The 22439-nt window shown below is 27.0% G+C and carries 27 protein-coding genes; 1 reads left to right on the forward strand and 26 read right to left on the reverse strand.

What is annotated here, in order from left to right:
* Positions 1–12 precede the first annotated feature (12 nt).
* From L3B96_RS11755 to L3B96_RS11845, 19 genes are all read right to left on the reverse strand, one after another.
* On the reverse strand, positions 13–237 hold the full coding sequence (locus tag L3B96_RS11755) for a hypothetical protein (protein WP_077843394.1): 225 nt from the start codon (positions 235–237) through the stop codon (positions 13–15).
* 30 nt (positions 238–267) lie between these two features.
* Positions 268–438, reverse strand: coding sequence for an aspartyl-phosphate phosphatase Spo0E family protein (locus tag L3B96_RS11760; RefSeq protein WP_238861089.1), 171 nt, complete (start codon positions 436–438; stop codon positions 268–270).
* A 483-nt stretch (positions 439–921) separates the two neighbouring features.
* Positions 922–2301: a hypothetical protein gene (locus tag L3B96_RS11765; protein WP_238861091.1), complete on the reverse strand. Its 1380-nt coding sequence runs from the start codon at positions 2299–2301 to the stop codon at positions 922–924.
* A 109-nt stretch (positions 2302–2410) separates the two neighbouring features.
* Positions 2411–2998: a hypothetical protein gene (locus tag L3B96_RS11770; RefSeq protein WP_238861093.1), complete on the reverse strand. Its 588-nt coding sequence runs from the start codon at positions 2996–2998 to the stop codon at positions 2411–2413.
* Between the two features lie 113 nt (positions 2999–3111).
* Positions 3112–3279, reverse strand: a complete 168-nt coding sequence (locus L3B96_RS11775) for a hypothetical protein (protein ID WP_238861094.1) — start codon at positions 3277–3279, stop codon at positions 3112–3114.
* A gap of 150 nt (positions 3280–3429) precedes the next feature.
* The gene (locus L3B96_RS11780) at positions 3430–3924 is read right to left on the reverse strand and encodes a hypothetical protein (protein ID WP_238861096.1); all 495 of its coding nucleotides are present in this window, start codon (positions 3922–3924) and stop codon (positions 3430–3432) included.
* Positions 3925–4050: 126 nt separating this feature from the next.
* Positions 4051–4443, reverse strand: a complete 393-nt coding sequence (locus L3B96_RS11785) for a hypothetical protein (protein ID WP_238861098.1) — start codon at positions 4441–4443, stop codon at positions 4051–4053.
* 126 nt (positions 4444–4569) lie between these two features.
* The gene (locus tag L3B96_RS11790; protein WP_171788531.1) at positions 4570–4782 is read right to left on the reverse strand and encodes a hypothetical protein; all 213 of its coding nucleotides are present in this window, start codon (positions 4780–4782) and stop codon (positions 4570–4572) included.
* Complete coding sequence (locus tag L3B96_RS11795) at positions 4782–4919, reverse strand: transcriptional regulator (RefSeq protein WP_171788532.1); 138 nt, start codon at positions 4917–4919, stop codon at positions 4782–4784. Before L3B96_RS11795 ends, L3B96_RS11790 begins: the two co-directional genes overlap by 1 nt.
* Positions 4920–4934: 15 nt before the next feature.
* The gene (locus L3B96_RS11800; RefSeq protein ID WP_238861099.1) at positions 4935–5702 is read right to left on the reverse strand and encodes a hypothetical protein; all 768 of its coding nucleotides are present in this window, start codon (positions 5700–5702) and stop codon (positions 4935–4937) included.
* Positions 5695–6555 carry a Lin1244/Lin1753 domain-containing protein gene (locus L3B96_RS11805; protein ID WP_171788534.1) on the reverse strand — a complete coding sequence of 287 codons (861 nt, stop codon included), beginning with the start codon at positions 6553–6555 and terminating at the stop codon, positions 5695–5697. The genes L3B96_RS11800 and L3B96_RS11805 overlap by 8 nt, the downstream gene beginning before the upstream one ends.
* A 27-nt stretch (positions 6556–6582) precedes the next feature.
* Positions 6583–7290 (reverse strand): MBL fold metallo-hydrolase, encoded by a 708-nt coding sequence (locus tag L3B96_RS11810; RefSeq protein ID WP_171788535.1) that lies wholly within the window; start codon positions 7288–7290, stop codon positions 6583–6585.
* Positions 7290–8210: a RecT family recombinase gene (locus L3B96_RS11815; RefSeq protein WP_171788536.1), complete on the reverse strand. Its 921-nt coding sequence runs from the start codon at positions 8208–8210 to the stop codon at positions 7290–7292. Before L3B96_RS11815 ends, L3B96_RS11810 begins: the two co-directional genes overlap by 1 nt.
* On the reverse strand, positions 8210–8626 hold the full coding sequence (locus L3B96_RS11820; RefSeq protein ID WP_171788537.1) for a hypothetical protein: 417 nt from the start codon (positions 8624–8626) through the stop codon (positions 8210–8212). Before L3B96_RS11820 ends, L3B96_RS11815 begins: the two co-directional genes overlap by 1 nt.
* A gap of 53 nt (positions 8627–8679) precedes the next feature.
* Positions 8680–10671 carry an AAA family ATPase gene (locus tag L3B96_RS11825; protein ID WP_238861101.1) on the reverse strand — a complete coding sequence of 664 codons (1992 nt, stop codon included), beginning with the start codon at positions 10669–10671 and terminating at the stop codon, positions 8680–8682.
* The gene (locus L3B96_RS11830; RefSeq protein WP_171788539.1) at positions 10652–10993 is read right to left on the reverse strand and encodes a hypothetical protein; all 342 of its coding nucleotides are present in this window, start codon (positions 10991–10993) and stop codon (positions 10652–10654) included. Before L3B96_RS11830 ends, L3B96_RS11825 begins: the two co-directional genes overlap by 20 nt.
* Positions 10994–11007: 14 nt before the next feature.
* Positions 11008–11166, reverse strand: a complete 159-nt coding sequence (locus tag L3B96_RS11835; protein WP_171788540.1) for a hypothetical protein — start codon at positions 11164–11166, stop codon at positions 11008–11010.
* A complete protein-coding gene (locus L3B96_RS11840; RefSeq protein ID WP_171788541.1) occupies positions 11166–11675 on the reverse strand; it encodes a helix-turn-helix transcriptional regulator in 510 nt (169 codons plus the stop codon). The genes L3B96_RS11835 and L3B96_RS11840 overlap by 1 nt, the downstream gene beginning before the upstream one ends.
* A gap of 157 nt (positions 11676–11832) precedes the next feature.
* Entirely contained in the window at positions 11833–12030 is a 198-nt protein-coding gene (locus tag L3B96_RS11845; RefSeq protein ID WP_238861103.1) for a helix-turn-helix domain-containing protein, read from the reverse strand.
* A gap of 152 nt (positions 12031–12182) precedes the next feature.
* Here L3B96_RS11845 and L3B96_RS11850 point away from each other — a divergent pair, with 152 nt between their 5' ends.
* Positions 12183–12560, forward strand: a complete 378-nt coding sequence (locus L3B96_RS11850; protein ID WP_238861105.1) for a helix-turn-helix transcriptional regulator — start codon at positions 12183–12185, stop codon at positions 12558–12560.
* On the opposite strand, the gene L3B96_RS11855 is transcribed toward L3B96_RS11850, so the two are convergent.
* The 7 genes from L3B96_RS11855 to L3B96_RS11885 all read right to left on the reverse strand — a co-directional run bounded on the left by L3B96_RS11855 (position 12561) and on the right by L3B96_RS11885 (position 22383).
* The gene (locus L3B96_RS11855; RefSeq protein WP_158380890.1) at positions 12561–12707 is read right to left on the reverse strand and encodes a hypothetical protein; all 147 of its coding nucleotides are present in this window, start codon (positions 12705–12707) and stop codon (positions 12561–12563) included. It lies immediately after the preceding gene.
* A gap of 356 nt (positions 12708–13063) precedes the next feature.
* Complete coding sequence (locus tag L3B96_RS11860) at positions 13064–15049, reverse strand: AAA family ATPase (protein ID WP_238861107.1); 1986 nt, start codon at positions 15047–15049, stop codon at positions 13064–13066.
* Positions 15050–15067: 18 nt separating this feature from the next.
* Complete coding sequence (locus L3B96_RS11865; protein ID WP_238861109.1) at positions 15068–16258, reverse strand: hypothetical protein; 1191 nt, start codon at positions 16256–16258, stop codon at positions 15068–15070.
* Positions 16259–16593: 335 nt separating this feature from the next.
* Positions 16594–18417 (reverse strand): caspase family protein, encoded by a 1824-nt coding sequence (locus L3B96_RS11870; protein WP_238861111.1) that lies wholly within the window; start codon positions 18415–18417, stop codon positions 16594–16596.
* A gap of 2 nt (positions 18418–18419) precedes the next feature.
* Positions 18420–19658 carry a bacteriophage abortive infection AbiH family protein gene (locus L3B96_RS11875; protein WP_238861113.1) on the reverse strand — a complete coding sequence of 413 codons (1239 nt, stop codon included), beginning with the start codon at positions 19656–19658 and terminating at the stop codon, positions 18420–18422.
* A 229-nt stretch (positions 19659–19887) separates the two neighbouring features.
* A complete protein-coding gene (locus tag L3B96_RS11880; RefSeq protein ID WP_238861115.1) occupies positions 19888–20769 on the reverse strand; it encodes a hypothetical protein in 882 nt (293 codons plus the stop codon).
* A 141-nt stretch (positions 20770–20910) separates the two neighbouring features.
* Positions 20911–22383 carry a potassium channel family protein gene (locus tag L3B96_RS11885; protein ID WP_238861117.1) on the reverse strand — a complete coding sequence of 491 codons (1473 nt, stop codon included), beginning with the start codon at positions 22381–22383 and terminating at the stop codon, positions 20911–20913.
* Positions 22384–22439 lie beyond the last annotated feature (56 nt).

Raw genomic sequence — 22439 nt, forward strand, 5'->3', positions numbered from 1 at the left:
AGTTCTCAAAAATTACGTTGTTACATCTACATATATCTTTGCTATATAGATGCCTCTACGCTCTACTTTTAATATCTTAACTAATTTACATTCCCAAATGTACTCAACAGCTTCATTAAATCTCTCAGTGCTTAATTTCACGGCGTTACTAGATAATACCACTATTAAATCATTACCAGAACGTACTTTAGGTGCCATTTTTATTTCTTCTAATACAATATTTACGTCATTACTCACTAGTCTCACCTCATAATCTATTTATCTTTCTTATTTCAATAGCCTACTTTGAATACTATTATGTTCATTCAAAACTTTATCAAGTTCTTGACTTGCAGCTATTACTTCCATATCTAACAAATTTTCTTTCTTGTCTATGAGTGCATATAATGCTTGTCTCATTTCATAGATTCTTATTTCATATTCCTCTAAAGTACCCACACCTTTTCTCCATACAATTATACATTACTGAGGCATTATGAATATATTTCCATAAAACCACCTTTTTTATATTAATACATATATATAACATATTCAATGCACAAATTATGGAAAACCATTATTATAAAATATCCTGCATTGTCTGTATTTCCCCAAGTGTAAACTTAAATCTTCAACTAATGCAGGATACTTGGCGTATAGTAAGTATAATAAATATGAATGTTATACAACCGTATAAGGGGTATAAGGTAATTGGTTTTAATACACTCAATATAATATTCGTTAATACAATTAATTATCTGACATAAAAATTATAATAAAATAAAAAAACTCATATTTCTATGAATTTTTTTCTACTTAATCTATTTTGTATTGCTTTTATGACAGTTGCTAATATCATACTAATATATATATTTAACACATACAATTGCACACAATATGCGCTAATTATGCAATATGGTATAAAAAGTGATTATCAATATTTTACATCAATATTTTGCCTAGTTCATTAAATATTTCTTTCCATTCTTCTTTCATATAAACATAAAATTCTGTTTTCCCTAAATCCTGTTCATTATTTCCTAATCCCTCAAAGAAACTTACTCCGTCATATATTTTACAGGCTAATTCAGATTTCTTTTTTTCATACTTTTCTAACTCTTGTTTCCTTGGATCTTTTTCAATTTTTTCATTACAATCATTATAACTTTCAATATCATATTGTAGTTTTATAAATTTCTCATTAAATTCTTCATTAAAAATTTCCTCTCTAGGTATTAATGCGATATTTCTATATAATTCATTATACTTTATATTATCCTTGACTACATATCCAAGACGGTGCTTAGTTTCATCCAGTAATATATATATTTCGTAAATTTTCCTCAAACTATCTTTATTCATAGAATTGGATAATATTTTAATTCCTTCTCTCCACTTTGACGAATATTCAAATTCTCTAAGTATTTCTTTCCAAGCTAAAATCCATTTACTTCTCTCTTCTACCTTAATAGTTATATAACTATTAGCTATGGAATATCTGACAAGCATTCTAAATATATCTCTAAAGCATACCTTTAAATCATTTTCTAATATAAATGCATTTGTTTTAACTTCGGTTTGTTCTTTTAATTCTAATAAATCCTGCTGATTTTTTCTATTATCTTCTTGAATTCTTCTAGTCTCAGCTAAATTTTGTTCTTGATGTTCCTTGGCTTGTCTTGTTGTAATTATCACAGCACCAAATGTAGCCATTCCCCCTACTAATGCTCCAAAATATTGTAAATAATAAATTGCATTTTCTTTTGTATTAAATAATAATAAAATTAAATTTTTCAACCAATTTAATTTTATTACCGCTATTGGTAGAAATATTATAATAGTTAGCACAAATATAGATAAGATTAATTTTTTATCTTTTTTCATATTATTCAAGTTGCATTTCTCCAATTCATTTAAAGTTATATCATCTTCTAATAATTCTTCTAATACTTGCTCTGCAATACAGTAAAAATCAAATCTTTTATCTGCAAATGCTGTCAACCATATAAATCCTAGTGTGGCAATTATAAAATAAGAAAATATAATTTCATTAGGCACTTTAATATTTACAAATATAGTAGTTATTGCTGATAAAAATATTGCTGCTATTGCTATTATAATTGATATAAAAGGTGCTTTTAAAGACTCTTTAAATTGACATACACGCTCTTTTTCTGCTTTAATATCACCCTTATTATTTTTAAATTTTTCTATATAATATTTTTTTATCATTTTTCTATTTTTGTCATATTCTATTCTATAATAATCATTTCTAAAATTTTTCATTGCAACATTTGACACAAAGTTATCTAAAAATCTCATCTAATCATCCTCCGCATATTATTTTACATAATTTATCTGTTAATAACAATAAAAGACACCTATATTTATAATAGATGTCAAAAATATTTTATAGATATTTGAGTACAGCTTAGGCAAATTCCCTAATTGATTCCGGAAACAATATGGTAATCAACTTATTCATCAATCTTTTCCTATTCCTAGTAACAGTACTCTGATCTTTATCTAATCTCTCAGCAATCTTCTCATCTGTTTCAAGTTTGTCTTTTTGTAAATTTAAATATTTTAATTGTATAATATCAAAGTATTTATCTTCTCTAATCTTATCCAAAGCATTTTCTATTCTTATCAAATCTCTTTGAGTTTCTACCTTCTCAACTTTATACTTGTCTATCAATTGTAAATACCTATCTTCTGGACTTATTCCTCCTCCTGAAGTTTGATAAACAACAATAGACCCACTTGCTTGTGGTAATCCATATCTTTCTATATGCCTAATTTCCTCATCCTTCTGCTTTATTGCATCCTTTAAATTTTCATAATTGTATAATAATAATTCAACTTTCTTATAATAACTTAATTCTTTCTTAATCATATTTTGAACTCTTAATTCTGCAACTATAGCTTTAGCTGTTTCCATCGCAGTTTTCTCAATAGTCTTATTTACATTCATAGGAGTATTTTTCTCCTTTTTTAAACTGTTATTTACTTTACCCATAGCTTTCGCCCTCCTTGAATATTATTGATATTATCTTCAAAATCAAATATAATGAGTTTAGGTTGTGGGAGCGAAAGCTCTCTTTTTTATTTATCTATAATTATTTGCAAATCCTATATTAGTCCTTTTTCTTGTGCCTTTTTATATATCATAGATTCTGTATTCATATCCATAAGATAGAGCATTCTATCCTTAAGTTTTTGTGTAGTTACATCGTTACCTTCTTTAATTAGCTCATCAAGTGCTATTACCGCATAAGCTATAGCTGTATAATTGTCCATATGTTATAACCTTCTTTCTTCATTTTTTAGAATTACGCAAAAAAAAAATCGTAAATCCAATCCATTGAATAATACGATTTTACAATTTGTCATTAATTTTTATTGATTTATAATATACGAAAATTGTTTAATAGGAGATTGTAATAATTATTAATTATTACTTGATTTAATTACTTTTCCATCTTCATCATAATAAATATATTGCTTTACTACTGGCATTTCTTCTCGATTAAAAGGATCATATCCTCCACTACCATAACTTTCATAAATCTTAAGTTGACTTCCTCTTACAACTGGATTTATATAATCATAATAATAAATATGAACGTCTAAAAAACTATCAACATAAGCAACCATCTGTTTTCCATCTTTTTCTATAATATGTTCAGGTTTATATGTAAAAACAAATACTAAAAATCCAAATGCAAACAAAATTATAATGCTAATAAAAGCAGCCACATTTCCAATACCTGATTTTATTAAAATTAGCATTATCAAAATTGTAAAAATAGAAACAAATATATAAACAACATTATTCATAAAAGCAAGATTAATTAGCCTTAATATTATATATTCTAATATCATATAAATTGAAATCAAAGAAACCAAAGAAATACAACTAATATCAAACGGTTTTTTCTTCATTATGTCCCCTTTCTTTCATTATAATTTACTATCATTTATCAATTATAACATACCTTGTAAATATCGCATTATTCAATTTTCAAAGAACATATTCTAACTTACTTCATCAAATACGAAAGTTACTCATCATTTAATAACTTTCAAATCTGGTTTATTTTTTTCTTTCCCGTAGCATTCTACAAATTCGTTAACGTAATAATCACAATTAGCTTTTACATATAGCTTTCCTTTTGCTTTATTCCAACTTAAACCGTAAATTTTATTAAATCTTATAAGGGTTTCATTGTCATATAGTGTCCACCTATCTTCCCATTTCCCTAGTGGTGGAAAATCCTCATATAAATTTAGCGGAACATCTAAATCTGAGTTTCTTATGCAACCTTTTGGATCCATGCTGAAATATAAACAACCGTCCTCGTTTCTATTAATGCTTTTACCATTGCACTCCCCACCATGTTTATAACTTCTTTTGCAATATGCACATTCTAAACGATTGGGTAAATCTTTAGGTCTAGCCACTTTCAACACCTTCTTTCAATACCTAAAATCAATGCATTTGAGATTATGTTTCTTTCATTTTAAAGGGGAATCACCTCCTATTTAAACATGCAGTTCTAATCTCACGCATTATAATCCAGTAGCATTTTAATACCACTCAACTTTATTTCCGATCCTATAAACCCTTATCCAATCTTTATTCTTAAACGAAATTTTAATAGCAGTTCTACTATCTGCTCCACTAGGAAGCTCTATACTTTTATTAAGCGGCTCATATCCAACAATTGTTTTTCTCCACTCAATACTTGATAATTCATAATACTTTTCAAAAATCTTATGCATTTCTAATGCATTATCCATTATTTATTCAGTCTCCTTTGAACTCTCATTATACTTTCAAAACTAAAGTTCTTAGCTTGTTTTTGTCCTTCTAATTTCTTCTTTCTTTTTAACTCAATATCCCTTACTGTTTTCTCTCTCCATTCTTGCGGTGTCATTTTCATCCCCCATTCCTAAGATATTTTCTTAACACACTTATAATAAAATGCTGTATTCTTATGGTTCCAGACTACACTTACCGTTTCTCCATTGTTGTAAATGCTAGTTATATTACCTACTTGAGGACCATCATAGTTAAATTCAACTTTATCACCAATCTGTAGATTTCCTAATTCACTTTCATCGTTCTTAGATTCAGCATCTTCGTTCACACTTTTTGTAATATTTTTATCTATTTCCGTAACATTGTTAGCCAAATCTGTGCTTTTCTTAGCCATTTCTGTGATAAATAGTTCGCTATCGTGATATCTAGGTTTCTGCTGGTATTCCAATACCCAACCACGTTGATTTATAACAATTGTTTTCCCAGGAAATGTTATGATTATATTGGCATCACCTTTACGCTTAATATATTGATTTACATGCATGTCCTCTAATTTTTTAAGCTGTAGATTACTAAGATCTCTATCTTGATTTACAACTAAAATTTCATCTGCCGGCATTAACTCCATATCTTTCTTCAGCTCTAGTTCCTGTACTCCATCTGGATTAAAATATAATGTTTTATCTTCAAGTTCTACTAGCAAAGCTCCACATACTTGTTTAACTATTCTTGCTGCAGCAAAACTATATAAATTAATAATCTCAGCAAACTTATTCTCATTTTCCTTAGGTTTAGTTATAGATACTGGCTTTAATTTCTCTCTAGGTTCCTGAGGCTTTATAATTTCTAAATCGAATATACTTACTTGACCTGGAATAATATCATTTTTATCAATCATCATCCCACCCCAATAACCTTTTCTCTAATTTGTCATAGTCATATTCCCTAGGCTCAAAGTTGTTGAACTTTAAAACCTTGACGTTATTTTTACTGTAAGTAGGAACATAATTTTTTCCTCTATCTCGCCAGTTTTCTAAAACGCGTTGAACATATCTAAGATCTCTAGCTTTGTTAGTAGCTGCTATTTCAATGGCTTCTTTGGTCCACTCAAAACTAAAATCATTTACCAATACTTCTAGTTGTTCTTTTGTAAAATTATTAATCGTACCAAAACCACAATTCTCATAAACGAAGAATATATTATTATCTACTTTACTTTCTTTTACTTTATTTTTATTTACTTTACTTTTCTTTGTGTCATTAATCTCAGATTTACTTGAGTTATTCTCGGATTTATTCGAGTTATTCTCAGATTTATTTGGATTTGGGTTCACTTTAATAAAGCTTTGAGTCTCATTTTTTTCTAAAAGCCAAAACTTTGTGATTTCCACAGCTCTTTTAGAAGCTCTAGATTTAATAGCTTCTTGAAATCTGCGCTGTATTCCGATGGAGGTTAAGACCTTGTCCGACTTGAAAAGTGTATCGTCAAACAGTGACCGTTCAAGTAAGAAGTTCATAATCTGCCTAATCTTCTCATAACTCATGTTAAGATCATCTGATATGATATATAAAAAATCATCATCAGTTTCTAAATAGTATCCGTTACTTTTATATACTTCGCATAAGAGATACATATATAATGTAATCCCATCTGCTCCGTATCTTGATTTCAATATTTTAATTTTTCTATCTGAGAAAAAATCTACATCAAAAGGAAAGTAAGATAAGCCTTCTTTTACTGGTCTTGCCATAAGCCCACCCGCCTTTATTTATTCCTTTTAATTAATTATTAAACCTGGTTCTGCTACATATGTTTTAATTCCTGTGAGATTCTCTATTTCTTCTTTGAATCTTTCAGGATCTCCATTATCATTGCTTATATGAATTAGTGTTATATCTTTTGTATTGCCTAATTTCCACGATTTTAGCGTTTCTTTCAAAGTCTCTAAGCTCATATGGCTTTTAATAGTTCTAGCCCTCCACGCAGGCAATTGAGGCAATATATCTTCTGAATAATTACATTCTATTAAAATATGATTTACATTCTTAAATACTGGTTTCAAATAATACGTATCTGTTGCAAAAACAATCTTACCTATTTTAGGATGATATATTAAAAATCCTAGTGGCTCATTTACATCATGCTCTACACTAAACGGAATTATAGTAAAACCTCCTATATGTTTAGGTATTTTATGCCTTAAATAATTCAACCTATAGCTATATCTCTCATCCTCTAAATTAATACCTGCTGCTGTACCTTTACTCATATAAATATCTATTCCAGCAGCCAATACATCCTTTATAGCTTTTGAATGATCTTTATGCTCATGTGTAATCAAGCAACCTTTTACTTTACTTAAATCAAAATCCAATCCTTGTTTAATTTCTTTAAAGTTTATGCCACATTCAAGCAAAAGAATTTCTTCTTCTGCCTGAATGATATAAGAGTTTCCTGTACTTCCTGATGCTAATACCTTAATCATTAAAATTCACACATCATTTGCTGTTCTGCTTTTTCAGTTTTCTTATTATTTAAATCTTTTTGAATTGGATTTTCGTTATTGTCATTATCAATTTCTGTTACTTGCTTTGGATCTACATCTATTACTTCTTGGTTTGCATTAGCTTTAATTTCTTCATGTACCTGCTCTTTAGTATTTTCAATAATATCTGCTTCATCATAATCTTCGTCTGTGTTATTTAAACTTTCTATTAATACATCACTATCATCTGATGTATTATAAAATCTCTTACAAGCCCTATTTATAACGCTCTTCTTTGCCATCTCTTCTCCAAAGTCACTATGTGTATTTGATTTTCCGCTTTTATAAGCTATACCCATACCCCACGACTTTCTTATTTGATCTATTGTCATTATCTCAGTATGAAGTAACTTATTATCATCACCTATTATTAATGCAAATGCACCTTTTATCTTGTTTGAATTTATATTTTCAAACTTTGGCTGATAGTTAAATTCAATGGTATATGTTTCATTATTGAATACTGTTTCAAATACATCACCTTCATATATCACAAAGGCTTTTACATCTTTTATTCCACTTAATCTTTTTGTTGCAACTATACTTCCCATATAGCTTTTCATAAGAGTTAATTTGCTACCATGCACTATAAAATAACATTGTCTTTTGGAAGGGCTTAATCCTTGCAATACCATGTTGTATAAAGCTTCAACTATCGAAGTTTTTGTACATACTTCAAGTGCCGGCTTTTTCTCTTTATCTACTACTTCCTGAAGCATCAACCAAGCTGAATTAATTGCATTTTCCGCTGAATAATTCTTAGGTAACTTAATACCATTATTTTTTTCTAGTGCGGCTATCTTAGCCATAACATTATTAAATGCATCTTCTTTACTTAAAACTAATCCTGTTTCAGCCATTACTTTTCCTCCTTAATATAAAATCTTGCTTCTTTCAATGCTTTATTTATATCTTGAGAATCAAGGTTATAGCCTAGTGCATACATAACATCACTCATACTAACTTCTTGAAGTGCCCATTTAGGTTTTATAAGATCATGTACAATTGTTACCTTTATACCTGGATTCTCTGAAAATACTTTAAAAAATTCTTCAAAGCTATTTTCCTTCATTTTGTTATCCTCATTGGCTTTTGTAGTTTCCTCTATAACTCTTGAATCTACGAACAAATCTACTATTTCATTCACTAGAATCTTGTAAATCTCTGCAGCTTTTTCTTTCTGCTTTTTTCTTTCCTCAGGTGTGGTCATACACTTAGACTTTTCTGTATTAAAGTCAGATAAATAATCTAATATTGCTAATAATCTATCATTCATTTTTATTCACGCTCCATATTTAATAAAGATTTTTAATTTTCCAATTGAGTTCATTAAGCTACTTCCTGCTCTTTCTCACTCTCTATTTTTAATTTCTTATCTTTGCTTACTATTAAGTTAATTAATTGGCTCTCTGTTGGAACTATCTCATTAACACTTTCTCTATTGTCAATAAATATCGGAGCAGTTACTCCATAAAATTCTGATAGTGTATTTATAATCTCTATTCCTGCGTTTATCTGACTCGCTGTATTAGCATTTGAGAATGGTACTCCATCGATTAAAGCTTCACAGCATTCATTCAGTCCTCCATTTATTTGTTGCTCAAATAATTTAAATCTTACTGTTTTAAATTTAGAATTTATTCTCTCCTCTAGTAGTTCAACTTTAGTTCTTATGAACTCTTCACATAAGAAGTCATATCCTTCTAGTTTTGCAATTTCATTTGCTATATTTCTTTCTTCCTCCTGGAGCTCTTGAATTCTATTCCTAAGAGTTTCATTAATCTCTATCTGTCCAAGCCTTTTATTGATATTCTCCAGTTCTTTTTCTAGGTTTAATTTTCTGTTTGTAAGTTCTGTAGTATCAGTTAATTTAAATTCTTCAATCCTACTTTTTAATTCATTTATGGCTTGGATCAATTCTTGTTCACCCTCAAATGTTATTGTCTTATCAGTATTTAGGCTTTGTTTCTGAATCTCTAGCTGTTCTAATTCAGTTTTAAGTTGAGTTATCTTAAAGCCATATTCATCTAGCTTTTCTGTATAATTTGCTATTTCCACATTATTCTCTTCAATTAAAGCTTCAAGTTCTTTTATCTTTTTTCCGAGTTCTTTACCTTGTTTGTTTATTGAATTAAGCTTCTTTGTCTTTATCTCATCAAAGTATCTCTCTGCATTATCCTTAATATCTTTTATCTGTTCACTTTCATATTCTCTATGGCAAGTTGGACAAAACTTCTCATCTTCATCAAATTCAAATATTGTGCTAAACTCCCGTCTCCACTCTTCTCTCAAAGATTGCTGTTTCTCTTTATGTTTTATAATAGCTGAATCAGCATTTTTTATTGCTTCCTCAACATCTGCCTTATCTCTATTTAAAATTTGAATCTTATGTTCCAGATCACTTATTTCATACTTTTTACCTGATATCTTTATATTTAATTCATCTAGTGGTTCATTTACGCTTTCTTTAGCTTTTGTATACTTAGTGCTATATTCAAGCTTCAAGTCCCCTAATTCCTTTTCTAATTTCATTCTTTCAGAGCTATTATCACCTGCCGCTATTTGTTTAGCTAAAGCATTTATTCCTCCTTGAATTGTTGTTCTTCTAGACTCTAAAATTTTAAAATCATCTTCTACTATTGAGTTATTACATTCATCAATTCTAAAAGGAATTGATTCTTTATCCTTGTTATATTTAGATATTTGAGCTTTTACTTTCTTCCTGAAGTCCTCAAGCGGTGTATTATTTGATAATAACTGCTCTAATGGTTTTAATTCTTTTTTGTAGTTAATTACGTTACTTTGCTCGATATATCCAATGATTTCCAATAATATTTCCCTTTGCTTTTTCCACTCTATGCTGTTAAAATAGAGTGGATTAGAAATTAACTTAAAGGTTGTATCCGGCAAGATATAATCTACCTTTTCGTTATATTCTTTTTGTTTGGCAGGGACTTGATTGATATAGTAAGTTGTTTCGTGACCTGAGAAAACTTTATCTGCAAGTCCTTTTTTCTTTGTCCATTTTTCCATAAGTATTCTTTGAAGTTCTATTTCTTCTCCATTTACTTCTAATATTCCAGTCACACTATGTTCTAATCCATGTATTGCTTGTCCATCAGTATCTAATGTTTTTATTTCAAAGTCTTTTCTATCCTTACTATCCTTTCCAAATAACAACCAACAAAAGCTATCAAATATTGTTGTCTTTCCTGTTGCATTTCCTCCTAAAATATTAGTTACATTTCCAAAATCAACTTCCAGCGCTTTTATGCCTTTAAAGTTCTTAATTATTAGCTTTTTAATTAATATGCTTTGCATAATTCCCCTCCTGATTTCTTACTTTTTTAACTTCTTCCGATAATATCTCTCCCAATGATTTATAGGTTCCTTTATCACTTCTTTCAAAAGTTGCATCAACTATTCTATCTAGTGAATCTAGGATCTCTTTCATACTCTTTGTTACTGTTCTTGAAAATGCCTTAGTACATGAAGTACAAATTCTAATATATTGTTTTAAGTTAGTTGTCTTTCCAAAATGAACTCTATTAAACTTAATATCATCATCTGTCATAGTAACTATTTCAGTAAATTCTTCTTTTGTAGTTTGTGATCTTAGTACATCTAAGAATAAATAAAACATTTCTTCACTCCCCATCACTCTAAATTTAATTTTCCTTCCTTTCCAAATCTGATCATCGCATCAATTTGCTCTATAGGATAAATATTTATTGCATCCTCAACAAGCATGTCCAATAATTTACCCTTAATTTCTTTTTCATGTTCTTCATTATTAAAATGCCAAATTGCTTTCATCAAACATCACTCCTACAACAATTTATTAAGTATTTCTCAGCCCATAATTTTAAAGACTGTGATTTAGCTGAAATTTCATCTAATGTATTTATTATTTCTTGCAACCTTGGAAGCTCATCTTTTGTGATCTTTCCATCTGCAGTTATATCGATTAGCGATTCTTTTATTTTGTTTATGCTTGTACCATTTAAAACTGCTAGTATCTGAATAGTTAGCCTTTCAATACTACAAATCTCAACTGGTGACATCGTAAGCTTCCCTATTACACATTCATTGCAGCAATAATAGTTCATTAATTCTGGTGCATTATAGGCATCTGCCATTCTTACAACTGAATCTACTGGCAGTTGCTTATATAAACCTAATTCATAGTTAGAAAGTTGATCTTTACTAACTCCTATTGCTTCACTAGCGCCCTCAATGCTTTTAAACTTTTCATTGAATTCTGATGCTCTTTTTCTTGCCTTTCTGTAAATTGTGTCATTCTTGTTTAATGCTTTACTATTCATTTATTCTCCTTTCTCCACTTTTTTAACTTAGTCCCCTTCCATAATTTCTCTTTTTGCAAGTATTGAAATTGCTTATTTTACTTTTCTTTAGTGAGTGAGTGTCAATTGGGTTTGAATTCTTGTAATGATATAATATAATCACAAGCCCTTAGAAACATTATGTGTCTAAATTAAGTAAAAAAATAAGCTTATCTAGCGTGATATTGTATGTCTTAGCTATATTAACCGCTAACTCTAATGATGGGTTTCTAGACGCCCTCTCAATTGAGCCTAACATTTGAGGTGTTATTTTCAATTTTTGAGCTATTTCTTGTCTACTCCTATCCCCTCTTAATTCTATTAACCCATTTCTCACTTAATTCCCTCCTTTCATTTCGAAACACTTTGTTTCTTTATATTTTAATTATAATGAAACAGTTTGTTTCTGTCAATATTTTTTAGAAACTTTTCGTGTCATTTATAGAAAATGAAACAATTAGTTTCTATAATTAGAATAGGTGATATAATATGAATGAGAAAATGTTATTTAAAAATAGACTCTTAACTTTAAGAAAAGAAAAAGGACTCACTCAATATGAACTTGCAGATAAATTGGGGTTCTCGCGTGGACAGGTTGGAAATTATGAACAAGGTTCTCGACAACCAGATCAAGAAACTCTAGTGAAAATAGCTGATTTCTTCGGTGTATCTGTTGATTATCTTCTAGGCAGAGCTGACATTATTGCTCCAGATAAACAACAAAAATCTAATTTAGCAGAGCAGTTTGCTTTAAAGCTTATTGAACAGCTTGAAAAAGACGGCTATACAATTACTGAAGAAGATTTACCAAATTTAATATTGGCAGCTAAAATAACATTAGCGCAAAATAAAAAAAAATCAAGATGATTAAAGTTCATCCTGATTTTTTTTATTACATAAAGATACATATTCATTTTTTACTATAGAAATTCTATTCAATAACTCTTGTAGTTCCTTATAACTAAAATTAATTTTTAATCCTTTCAACAACAATTCACTTACTTTTGTTTCCATAGCTTCATCTCCCTACAAATGTTAATACCATTTTACAATAATATTCGCTTCTATGCAAACATATGTTCGTAAGTTTTCACTTTTCTATTGAGTTTATTTTAAAATAATATTAAGTTTAGTCAATGAAGCTAATGATTTTATCGCTGAATTTTTAATTGATGATGTGGCAGTGGATCAGCTTGAAGTGGATGGTTTTTCTTTGGATCAGTTGGCTAGGAGCTATTGCATTCCTGTGTATATTATGAGATTGAAATTTAATAGTAACTAATTATATAAAACCTATATAACATAGTATATAAATTATCATGTTATATAGGTTCTAGGAGATTTACGCTAGATGCTTTATTTCAATTCGACTACACTAAAGTTAGTCTTATTTCATTAATTTCTTCCTCTGTCCGCTTTGTCAACTCTTTAATTTGTTCATTATTGAGTCCCATATTAATTGCATTTTCAATTATTTTATATTCTATACCATTCATTTCATCTGAATGTAAATCATCGAATAACTTTTTTATTTTCCGCTTTATTACAGGTTCAGCAATAATGTTTATAATTTTTTCTTGTATTTCTTTGTTTTTTTTATTTCCATTTTTAATATCATCGATAATATTTTTTATCTTTTCCGTTGAAAACTCTCCCAAAACTGACTTCATAAAAAATGTTTCTTTAAATAAGGACAGCAAATTTTTAGAAAATGTCTCTTCTTTGCCCACTTCTTCATTCCCCAAAAATACTATATCTTTTTTCGGTATATCCCCTGCTAATATAGGACTATTAGAAGTTACTATTAATTGGATATTTATATCACAAAACTTTTTCTTAATATATTTAAATATATAATTTAATAGAGTTCTTTGCCATTCAGGATGTAAATATATATCTGGCTCATCTAGTAATATAATTAATGATTTAATTTTCTTCTTGCTTTTCTCTTCAAACTCATCTGAATCATTTATTTTCATAATTTCTTCAGTCGCAAAATTTATTCTACTAAACATAGATAATAATGATTCTTCTCCAGAAGATAATTGTGTACCATTAAAATTATAACTAAAATAATGTCTATGTTCATCGATTGTACTTGATATCATATATAAAATATCTTTAATGAAATTTTTATTTTCGTCATTAAGCTTAATACTAGCTGTAAATGTATAATTTTTATTTTCTATAATTAATGCATCAAAATCATTGATAAACTTTAATAAATTAATTCCTCTTTTTATTATTGAAATATTATATATATTGAAACTTTCTTTATAAATTTCTTCTGTTTCTTTTATAAATTTTTCATATATTTGATTAAGTTCTTCTAGCTTTTCTACATAATAATCAACGTTTTCATAAGATGTATCTATTACACTAAACCAATTAAATGTTAGATTAATCAACTCTTCTTTGTAATCTATCTCGCTTGTTCTATTGTAATACTCAATTTTTTCAACTCTTCTTAAAATTGTATCAAGTATAGATATAAATACAATATTATTTATATTAAATTGTTTCATTTTGTTTATTAAATTCTCAAGAGTCATTTTCTTTCTATGTCCATAACGCAACGAGATCACTAGATCATTTATATTTGATATTAATTGTGGGAAACTGGCTTTAACAATTTCCATTTCTTGTTTTATCTCTAAATTGAATCCATCAAGAATTTCTTTACTATCCTTTTCGCAAAAAAATTTAGCCAATGTATAGTAAAAATAATTATCATATAAATTAACAACATTACTACTAGCTTCTAATTTTTTTCCAAACATTTTTTCTGGAAAGCGCAATAAATGTTTTAGCCCACTATTATATGGATCGTATATTCCTTCCAAAATTGTTTCAAAATCTTGTGTTGATATGCTGAATTGATTAGTGAAAAAAATTGTATGATATCCGCATGATTTATTTTGCAAATTTTTGTAATGTTCTGAGTCAATATCAATTTTTCCTATCCCATATTCATCACACTCATATGATTCAAATTTCATATTATTTATGCCAATTCCTGCTTCGTCAATTATTTCTTCAAGCTTAAATCCATTCCAGTAGAAAACATAGTATATTTCATTTATCTGTACTATTTTTATCATTTTCCCCTGCAATGAATTGACTGAGTTGATTATTTTTTTAAGACAGTATGTCTTTCCTGAACCGTTTTTTCCGATGATTAAATTAAAATTATTTATATTATTTGCGTAAAAATTTTTAATATAATTTTTTTTCCTAGTAATAATTAGTTTTGTTTCAGTCCATTTAAATTCTAAGTCATTATCTAAATTTATCTCTTTATTTTTATCTTCTTCATTCTCACTATACATATAACATAACTTAATATTATTAGTCATAAATTTTCTCCAATATTCTTATTCTATATTTAAACCTAGTTCATCTAAAATATCTTTTGTTAGTTTCGCTAAAGGTTTTTTACTAAAATTTTCAGCTGATAAATAATTTCCAAATTCTAATTCAATTATTTCGGTCCTATTCAATGACAATATTGATCCATATGTATTTTCTACTTCATCAATCCATTTTTCATTATAATAATAAAACCTTTTTATCAAATCTTTAACATATGATTTGTTGCTGAAGTAGACATTCTCTAGGTTAAATACGTTTTTACTATTTTCAATTCTTTTAAATTTTTCTTCATTATTTTTTTTGCCTTCAGTAAGTTCCAAATTAAATTTTAAGTCTTCTCCTATTAAATATGTAAATTCATTTTTATCATTAAAGTCCGTAATGAATTTCACATCTTCATCATCAAAACACTCATCATAAGGATACATTACCTCCTTATCACTATCATTCTTAAAGTTCCTATTACATATTGCACAACTAGGTATAAAATTATAAATTGATAATGCTAAGAAAGGATATTTAGATTGTGAATAATAATGATCTAAATCTGCAGTTGTTCTGTTCTGTTCATCAATATTAAAAGAAGTAATATATTGCCTATTGCAGTAAGGACAAACTTCTACTCCGGTTAGTGTTAAGAATATATTTCTATTCCATTTTGTCCCTTGCCCAAATTCCTTATAATTAAAAATTGCTTCAATCTTTTTTATTATTTCCACTGATGAATCATTTATTAAACCATTCATAATTTCCCGTTTCTCTTCTAAGGACAACTTTTTATCAGGTGTATATGTTCCTTTATTTATTTTCTCACCGAGCTTATTTAGAATTATTATTTCATCCTGCTTATCTTTAAATCTTTTTCTTATGTTTTCTATTATATTTTTACTATAAGAATTGCTTTTTTCAAATTCATTTCTTATTATATATTCTGGCGTTAAAATTTTTTTATTGTATCTTTCAATAAATTCAGTCCATTGTTCTTTTTTTCCTAATGTAAGCTTTAATAATTGTTTATTTATCATTTCTTTATCAGTTAATTCATTGACTCCTAATAATATATATGAAATATCAGAATTAATATTTTCTATTAATTTAGGAAGTATATTATTTTCAACATAATCTTTGTGAAATTCAATAACTTTTCTCCAGTTTTCTATTTTAGATATATCTATACGTATTATTATAACCACCTCACAATGTAAATTTCCCCTTAATTATTTATATATATTATATGTATTTCAAATAATTCGCATATTTATTAATGCATTAATGGTTATATATATGGAGTTCCTTTTGAGTAGTTTGATAGTAATCAAATATTATGTTTCACCTGAAATTATAAGATTTAAATTTGACCATCTGTATATTCATTAATATTTTTAAGTTTTTTACAAGATTACATCAACCTATAATCTATTTAACTAACTACAGTGCAAATTCCAGTAAACTCAACAATGCATTTCTTTTATAACACTAATAGGATTAGTGCAAAATATTAATTTTTATAAACGATAAATTCAAAGCACTAATGTTTTTTCTCAATTAATAAATCTAACTTTTTATAATCAATTTCTATTTTAGCAGTACATTCAAATTTATCTCTATTTTTTTCATAAATATAGTTCACAAAACTTCCAATCTTATATACATTATTTAATATAACAATTAATTCGGCATTTAATATCGTTGTATCATTACAGCTATTATTAATTATATCTATAAAAATGTCTTTATTATAATCATATGTTGCTATAAATTGTTCACACTGTATATTATTTATCATCTTAAAAATATTTTCATTCCGTCTAAAAGCTTTTTTTTGATATATAAGTCTATTAATATTTTTGCTATTCACTAACATATTATATTCTTCTAGTTGATTTGTATCTTTATTTGCTAAACATTCAAAATCTGTAGAACTTTCGCAAAGTTGCCCTTTGTGAGTGAGAATTTTTTTATCATCATTTAAAATTAATATTTTATCTCTCACACTAAAATACTCAGTAAAAGCAGAAACCAATTCTTCCTTATTTGTTTTTGGACTACCCACAATTAAAACATTTTTTTTATTTTTTATGTACTCTATAATTAAATTCTTAATACATATTGCTCGTGAATTAATCATATTCTCGATATATATACTTGTATTATTTTTTACAATTTTTTTTATAGGATTGCAGACTAGTTCTGTTAACGTGGCTTCTTTATCACAGAGAATAATTTGAAAATATGATTGGCTGAAAACTAATATTGTTTTGTTTTTATAATTATAAATCCCCTCACTCTCACAATGAAGAGTTTTTATAAATTCTAAACATTTATTAAATTCATAATAATCGTTATTTTCAAATCTATAACCTCCTGAAAATTTTGATTCAATAAATATAATATCTTCGTGAACATCAATCCGTGTAAAGTGTTCATCTTCTAATAATAAGTAAATAATACCCAACTTTTCCTCAAGAGCTGTAATTACTTGTTTTACATAATTATCGAGTAACTTGTATGGATAATATATAGTTCCTTTTATTGAATCATGTATCTGTTGCTTCAAATAGTAAGGACTAATATTCTTATTTATCAACTCATTGTAAATTACTTCATATATTTCAAATAATTCTTCATAATGTTGCTTTTCTACTTGTATACAATAATTAACTTCATTTATAAACGAATATGATTTAGTTATTATCTTATTAACGCTAGGCATTTGACCTTTACTATTATTCATTACATAATCAGAAACACAATAAAATAAGTCATCTAAAGTTTGAAATTTTCTATATATGAATTTACTAATCGCTTCCATATAAACGCCATCGTCTGCCTTTTCTCCTAATCTAGTTGCATAAGATAAAAAAACATTATCACTTTGTTTCGGAGGTTCAATTAAATCACCTATTTTTCTTTCATTGTACATTTCTTTTTCATAAATTTCTCTACATGCATCCAATAAAACTATGTTAATACCATCTGAATTTTTTTTTAGATTGTTAGTTATTAAATCTACATCAATAGCTTTTACAGAATTCTCATAACCTTTCACAAGAATATCCAATTTACTAATTGTTGAATCATCAGAACAATCTATTGGGGTAATATAATTATGTGATTCAAAACTATATCCATGACCTGAGAAATAAAACACAATTTCATCTCCATTACTTATACTATTACTAAAATCTAATATGCATTTTCTCATAACTTCATATGTAACATCAAAGTGATATGTTACTAAAAAACCAATGGATTCTAGTATATCTTTAAAAGTATTTACATCATTTTGGGGTAAATTTAATTTACCCATATTTTTATATTCTTGATTACCAATTAATAACGCTTTTTTCATTTCTATTCTTGACTCCTAATTCTTTTTTGTTGTTGTTTAAAAATAATAGTTGGATTTGCTCCTGAAACTCTTTTTATTAGCTCATCTTGTCCAATTATTTTAACCATATTAGTAATCTGTTGAGCATAAACATACTTATTGTAATAAAAAATTGTTGTTTCTGTATTAGGGCATTCAATTAATTCCTTTATTATATCTTTATCTGTTATGTCAAGTGAATGACCGAAAATACATATTTTATTTTTACTAGCTGAAGTTACTCCTTTTAATGAATCAATATATGATTGATTATTGTTTTCCATTTTTTTAATCCATTTTTTATATTCATTTCCTGTCTTTTTATATATTCTTTGGAAATATTTTTTAAAAGCAATAAATTCTAATTCCTTATTCTTCGCTTTTTTACCAAGATACTCATCTATTCCTAAAACCATGTTATTTTCATCAGAAACACGTGAAATATCAGCCTTTCCATGTATATAATGATATTCTATGTCGCTACTATTAAATCCATATATTCTTTCATATGTATTGGTATAATTAAAGCTTAAGACTTTATCAAATTTAATATCCTTAATATCAGGAGAAATGTATTCTTTATCTATTTTTCGTATAAACTCTTCTAAATAAATCTCTAAACAGCGTATTAAATCATTCAAATGAGTATTAAGTCTTTTAATAATCTTTTCGCTATACTCATAATTATTAAGACTAGTATTCTTAATATCAAGCATCCCTCCCTCAGTAGTAAAATTTCTTTCTTTATTTCTAATCGCATATACAATTAAATCACAAATTTTTGATTCTAACTTTAATTTTATTTGATTACAATTCATCTCATTGACTCTACCTGCATTTAATTCATTAATTCTATATTTTTTCATATAATCTAAACTCATGATTACATTACAAATCTCAGACTCAAAGTCAATCCAACCTTTTTCCCTATAATTTTGATCTTCTGAAAAGTATGTAATCCATATATTGTCTTTAGAAAGTGTTATTAATTCTTTTAGGACATTATTCTCTTTCCAGTCATTGAATACTTCATCACTAAGTAAGTATTGTTTTATAGTATCCTCCACATTATCTAATTTTTCTTCTCTAAACTTGTCTTTGCAGTCGATATATTCTTCTTTAGATATACTAAGAATTCCTTTAATAAAATCTAAAAAATTCCCATATTTAGTTGGTAATCCATGTTCTAAATCAAATCCATTTCCTATGACTAATATATTCATTAAATGTCTCTCCCATCTTTAAAGAATTATTAATTACATAATATAACAATTATATACTTATTGTAGCATGTTTTACTGATAAATTTCTATAAAATAACAAAAATGCCACAAATTCATCTCTGAATGTTGTGGTATTTATAGATATTAAATTTAACATAATCAAAATATATAATTTAATATTTTATTATATTATATTTATGATTTAATCACTCCCTTATAACCCTCGCTCTTATTTCTCTATTTTTAAAAACATGCTCTCATAAAATGATGATAATGCCATAGCATTCTCTAAAATAGACTTTCCATTATTCAAAAGTAATTCTTTAGTATTAATATAAGTTGAATTCTTCAGTATAGAGTAAAAATATTTAATTCCCCAGAATGTTAAATCGTTTAAGCTAGTCAAATATATCTGAACTCGTGTAACATTTCCCCCCCATAAATTATACTTTAATAAATCCTCTGGTTCATTACTATTAGAATATGTATGACAATGACTAAAGCAGGTAAAGAAACTATTATGAACAAATTTTGAATAGTAAGAATAATTTGTTTTTCTCCATTTCTTAAAAAACTTTAATTCACTATTATTTGTTATGCTGTTTTCATATCCTTCTAGTTCCGCATTCATATCCTTCATTCTAAAATTATCTCTCCAAATCTCATTCGAATTATTCAATCTGGCTGAGTCGTAATATAAGTCGCATTTCTTTTTATCTAACATAATTGTTAGTAATGTAAAAAATAATTCATATGTACTTCTTAATAGTATTCCTACTTGATAGTCAAATCCAATTAATATTAACTTCATAATAGCTAACGAATTATTTGCAATGGTAGTTAACAAAGAGCTATAAACTACATTTTCTCCTTTTACCTTATTGCTCTTTTCACTATTTTTAAAAAATAAAGCTAATAATCCTAAAACTAAGCATCCCATTTTACTAACTTCTATGATGTCATTGAACTCACTACTTACGCTTTTATCTACATCGCTCATTGTATACATTTCCTCTAACATTGAATTAATTTCTTCGAGTGATAAAATTTCCAAATCTCCCATTCTCTTTTTTACATTATCATAAAAATAATTATATATTTCACTATTCATCTAAACCCCTCTTTAATTTTGAATTTACAGTATTGCTGTATTTAAATATTTAATAAATTGAATATTCATTTTCCTAACATAAACATTTAAATTATTATTTATATAATTAGTTTATAGGTTAATGATTTTTTAAATTCATAACTATCGAATAATTTTGCGAGATAAAACAACTAAAAAGTAACTCATTGTTGCAACACCAAGAAAAGCTTCTAAAAGGACTAACATCTTAGTTATTGAATTAAGTGGCAATATATCTCCATATCCAACTGTAAAAAAGGTTACTCCACTTACATATAAATAATCTATAAATGATGATGTATTACTAAAACTAATAAATGGTAAAAAATAATAAAATATAGAGAAACCGACTACTAATAGCAATATAGAAATAAACACTCTCAGTGGTTTTGTTCCATAATCACTAATTCCCCAAATACCATAATTAAATATTTTCAAAAAAATATTACAATTCTGCAGTTCATTCTCCATTTTTCTATATTTTGCATAGCATAAATCTTCATTGATATAATCACCCAAAGAACGAAAATTTTCCTTTAACATTAATAATTGATTTATATCAGATGTCTCTTCGACATTTTTTAAAATTTCATCTAACAATTGCTGAAATTTTTTAAAATAAACCCTTCCATTATTTATTGTATTTTCAAAACTAATCTTTAAAGGATTCTTATCAATATCAAGTTTTAATATTGAGTTTACAATGCATTCTTTAAATATTAATTCAGACCTTGTTTTCAACTCTATGTCACAAAATCCGTTCAATTTACAATTTCTAAATAATAATGATTTCACTTCACATTCTCCGGCACGAATTTCTTCTATCTTGCAAAAATCAATTATCAATTCATCTAACTTTGATTTAGTCAAGCATATCTCTCTAATTCCATAATTTGCGTTGTTTATATTAACTTTTGTTCTAGTCATTTTTGATAAAAGAAAACTAATGCTTGGATTATTTATTAATATAGAAAAAAATGCTGTTGAATCAATAAACTCGGTATAATCCATTGAAATCTTTGATTCATTGTAGCTGTTCCCACCAAAATTTATTCCAACTATGCTAAAACTTGATGACCAAAACTTTGAATTATTAACACTTACAGTTCCCCCTATAATATTTATATTTGACAAATCCAAATCTATTTTATTGAATATAGAATATTCAAAGCATATACCATTGTTCATAATATTTAGTACCATGAATGATATTAATTTATCTTTTTGAGATTCTGCATTCCAAAATGAACAACATGCACTTATCCCTTTGATATCTCTTAAACAACTCTCATTGTACTCATAGAACTTGTTTGTTCCAAGCCATTCAAAATTATTAATGTATGTATAATTAAGATTAATATATTCTCCATCATAATATTTTTGTTTAAGCAATTCGTAATTAACACAGGCAAGTTGAGCAATTTTTATTTTCTCACTTGATTCATTAATCCTATAAATTGCAACGGATTTAGATGTAGTAACATTTGATATTTGAGTAGGGTAAATTCTACCTTCATGTATATTCGAAATTTTTTCATCATTAATCCAGTATATGTTTTCATTATTATCTATATATTCAACAATTATTTTGTCCATATTTTCTCCTTAATTCTCTTAAAGAATATTTGTAAGAAATGTATATTAATAAGATA

This window comes from Clostridium sp. YIM B02569, assembly GCF_022320765.1.
GTDB classification, from domain to species: Bacteria; Bacillota; Clostridia; order Clostridiales; family Clostridiaceae; genus Clostridium; species Clostridium beijerinckii.

What these genes read in the sequence shown, in the direction of transcription:
- L3B96_RS11870 (WP_238861111.1), bottom strand. Translation starts at nt 18,417, where the DNA reads ATGAAAAAAGCGTTATTAATTGGTAATCAAGAATATAAAAATATGGGT.
- L3B96_RS11840 (WP_171788541.1), bottom strand. Translation starts at nt 11,675, where the DNA reads ATGAATAGTAAAGCATTAAACAAGAATGACACAATTTACAGAAAGGCA.
- L3B96_RS11810 (WP_171788535.1), bottom strand. Translation starts at nt 7,290, where the DNA reads ATGATTAAGGTATTAGCATCAGGAAGTACAGGAAACTCTTATATCATT.
- L3B96_RS11835 (WP_171788540.1), bottom strand. Translation starts at nt 11,166, where the DNA reads ATGAAAGCAATTTGGCATTTTAATAATGAAGAACATGAAAAAGAAATT.
- L3B96_RS11855 (WP_158380890.1), bottom strand. Translation starts at nt 12,707, where the DNA reads ATGGAAACAAAAGTAAGTGAATTGTTGTTGAAAGGATTAAAAATTAAT.
- L3B96_RS11765 (WP_238861091.1), bottom strand. Translation starts at nt 2,301, where the DNA reads ATGAGATTTTTAGATAACTTTGTGTCAAATGTTGCAATGAAAAATTTT.
- L3B96_RS11790 (WP_171788531.1), bottom strand. Translation starts at nt 4,782, where the DNA reads ATGGATAATGCATTAGAAATGCATAAGATTTTTGAAAAGTATTATGAA.
- L3B96_RS11885 (WP_238861117.1), bottom strand. Translation starts at nt 22,383, where the DNA reads ATGGACAAAATAATTGTTGAATATATAGATAATAATGAAAACATATAC.
- L3B96_RS11860 (WP_238861107.1), bottom strand. Translation starts at nt 15,049, where the DNA reads ATGACTAATAATATTAAGTTATGTTATATGTATAGTGAGAATGAAGAA.
- L3B96_RS11770 (WP_238861093.1), bottom strand. Translation starts at nt 2,998, where the DNA reads ATGGGTAAAGTAAATAACAGTTTAAAAAAGGAGAAAAATACTCCTATG.
- L3B96_RS11820 (WP_171788537.1), bottom strand. Translation starts at nt 8,626, where the DNA reads ATGAATGATAGATTATTAGCAATATTAGATTATTTATCTGACTTTAAT.
- L3B96_RS11875 (WP_238861113.1), bottom strand. Translation starts at nt 19,658, where the DNA reads ATGAATATATTAGTCATAGGAAATGGATTTGATTTAGAACATGGATTA.
- L3B96_RS11775 (WP_238861094.1), bottom strand. Translation starts at nt 3,279, where the DNA reads ATGGACAATTATACAGCTATAGCTTATGCGGTAATAGCACTTGATGAG.
- L3B96_RS11795 (WP_171788532.1), bottom strand. Translation starts at nt 4,919, where the DNA reads ATGACACCGCAAGAATGGAGAGAGAAAACAGTAAGGGATATTGAGTTA.
- L3B96_RS11800 (WP_238861099.1), bottom strand. Translation starts at nt 5,702, where the DNA reads ATGATTGATAAAAATGATATTATTCCAGGTCAAGTAAGTATATTCGAT.
- L3B96_RS11780 (WP_238861096.1), bottom strand. Translation starts at nt 3,924, where the DNA reads ATGAAGAAAAAACCGTTTGATATTAGTTGTATTTCTTTGGTTTCTTTG.
- L3B96_RS11850 (WP_238861105.1), top strand. Translation starts at nt 12,183, where the DNA reads ATGAATGAGAAAATGTTATTTAAAAATAGACTCTTAACTTTAAGAAAA.
- L3B96_RS11880 (WP_238861115.1), bottom strand. Translation starts at nt 20,769, where the DNA reads ATGAATAGTGAAATATATAATTATTTTTATGATAATGTAAAAAAGAGA.
- L3B96_RS11830 (WP_171788539.1), bottom strand. Translation starts at nt 10,993, where the DNA reads ATGTTTTATTTATTCTTAGATGTACTAAGATCACAAACTACAAAAGAA.
- L3B96_RS11815 (WP_171788536.1), bottom strand. Translation starts at nt 8,210, where the DNA reads ATGGCTGAAACAGGATTAGTTTTAAGTAAAGAAGATGCATTTAATAAT.
- L3B96_RS11805 (WP_171788534.1), bottom strand. Translation starts at nt 6,555, where the DNA reads ATGGCAAGACCAGTAAAAGAAGGCTTATCTTACTTTCCTTTTGATGTA.
- L3B96_RS11825 (WP_238861101.1), bottom strand. Translation starts at nt 10,671, where the DNA reads ATGCAAAGCATATTAATTAAAAAGCTAATAATTAAGAACTTTAAAGGC.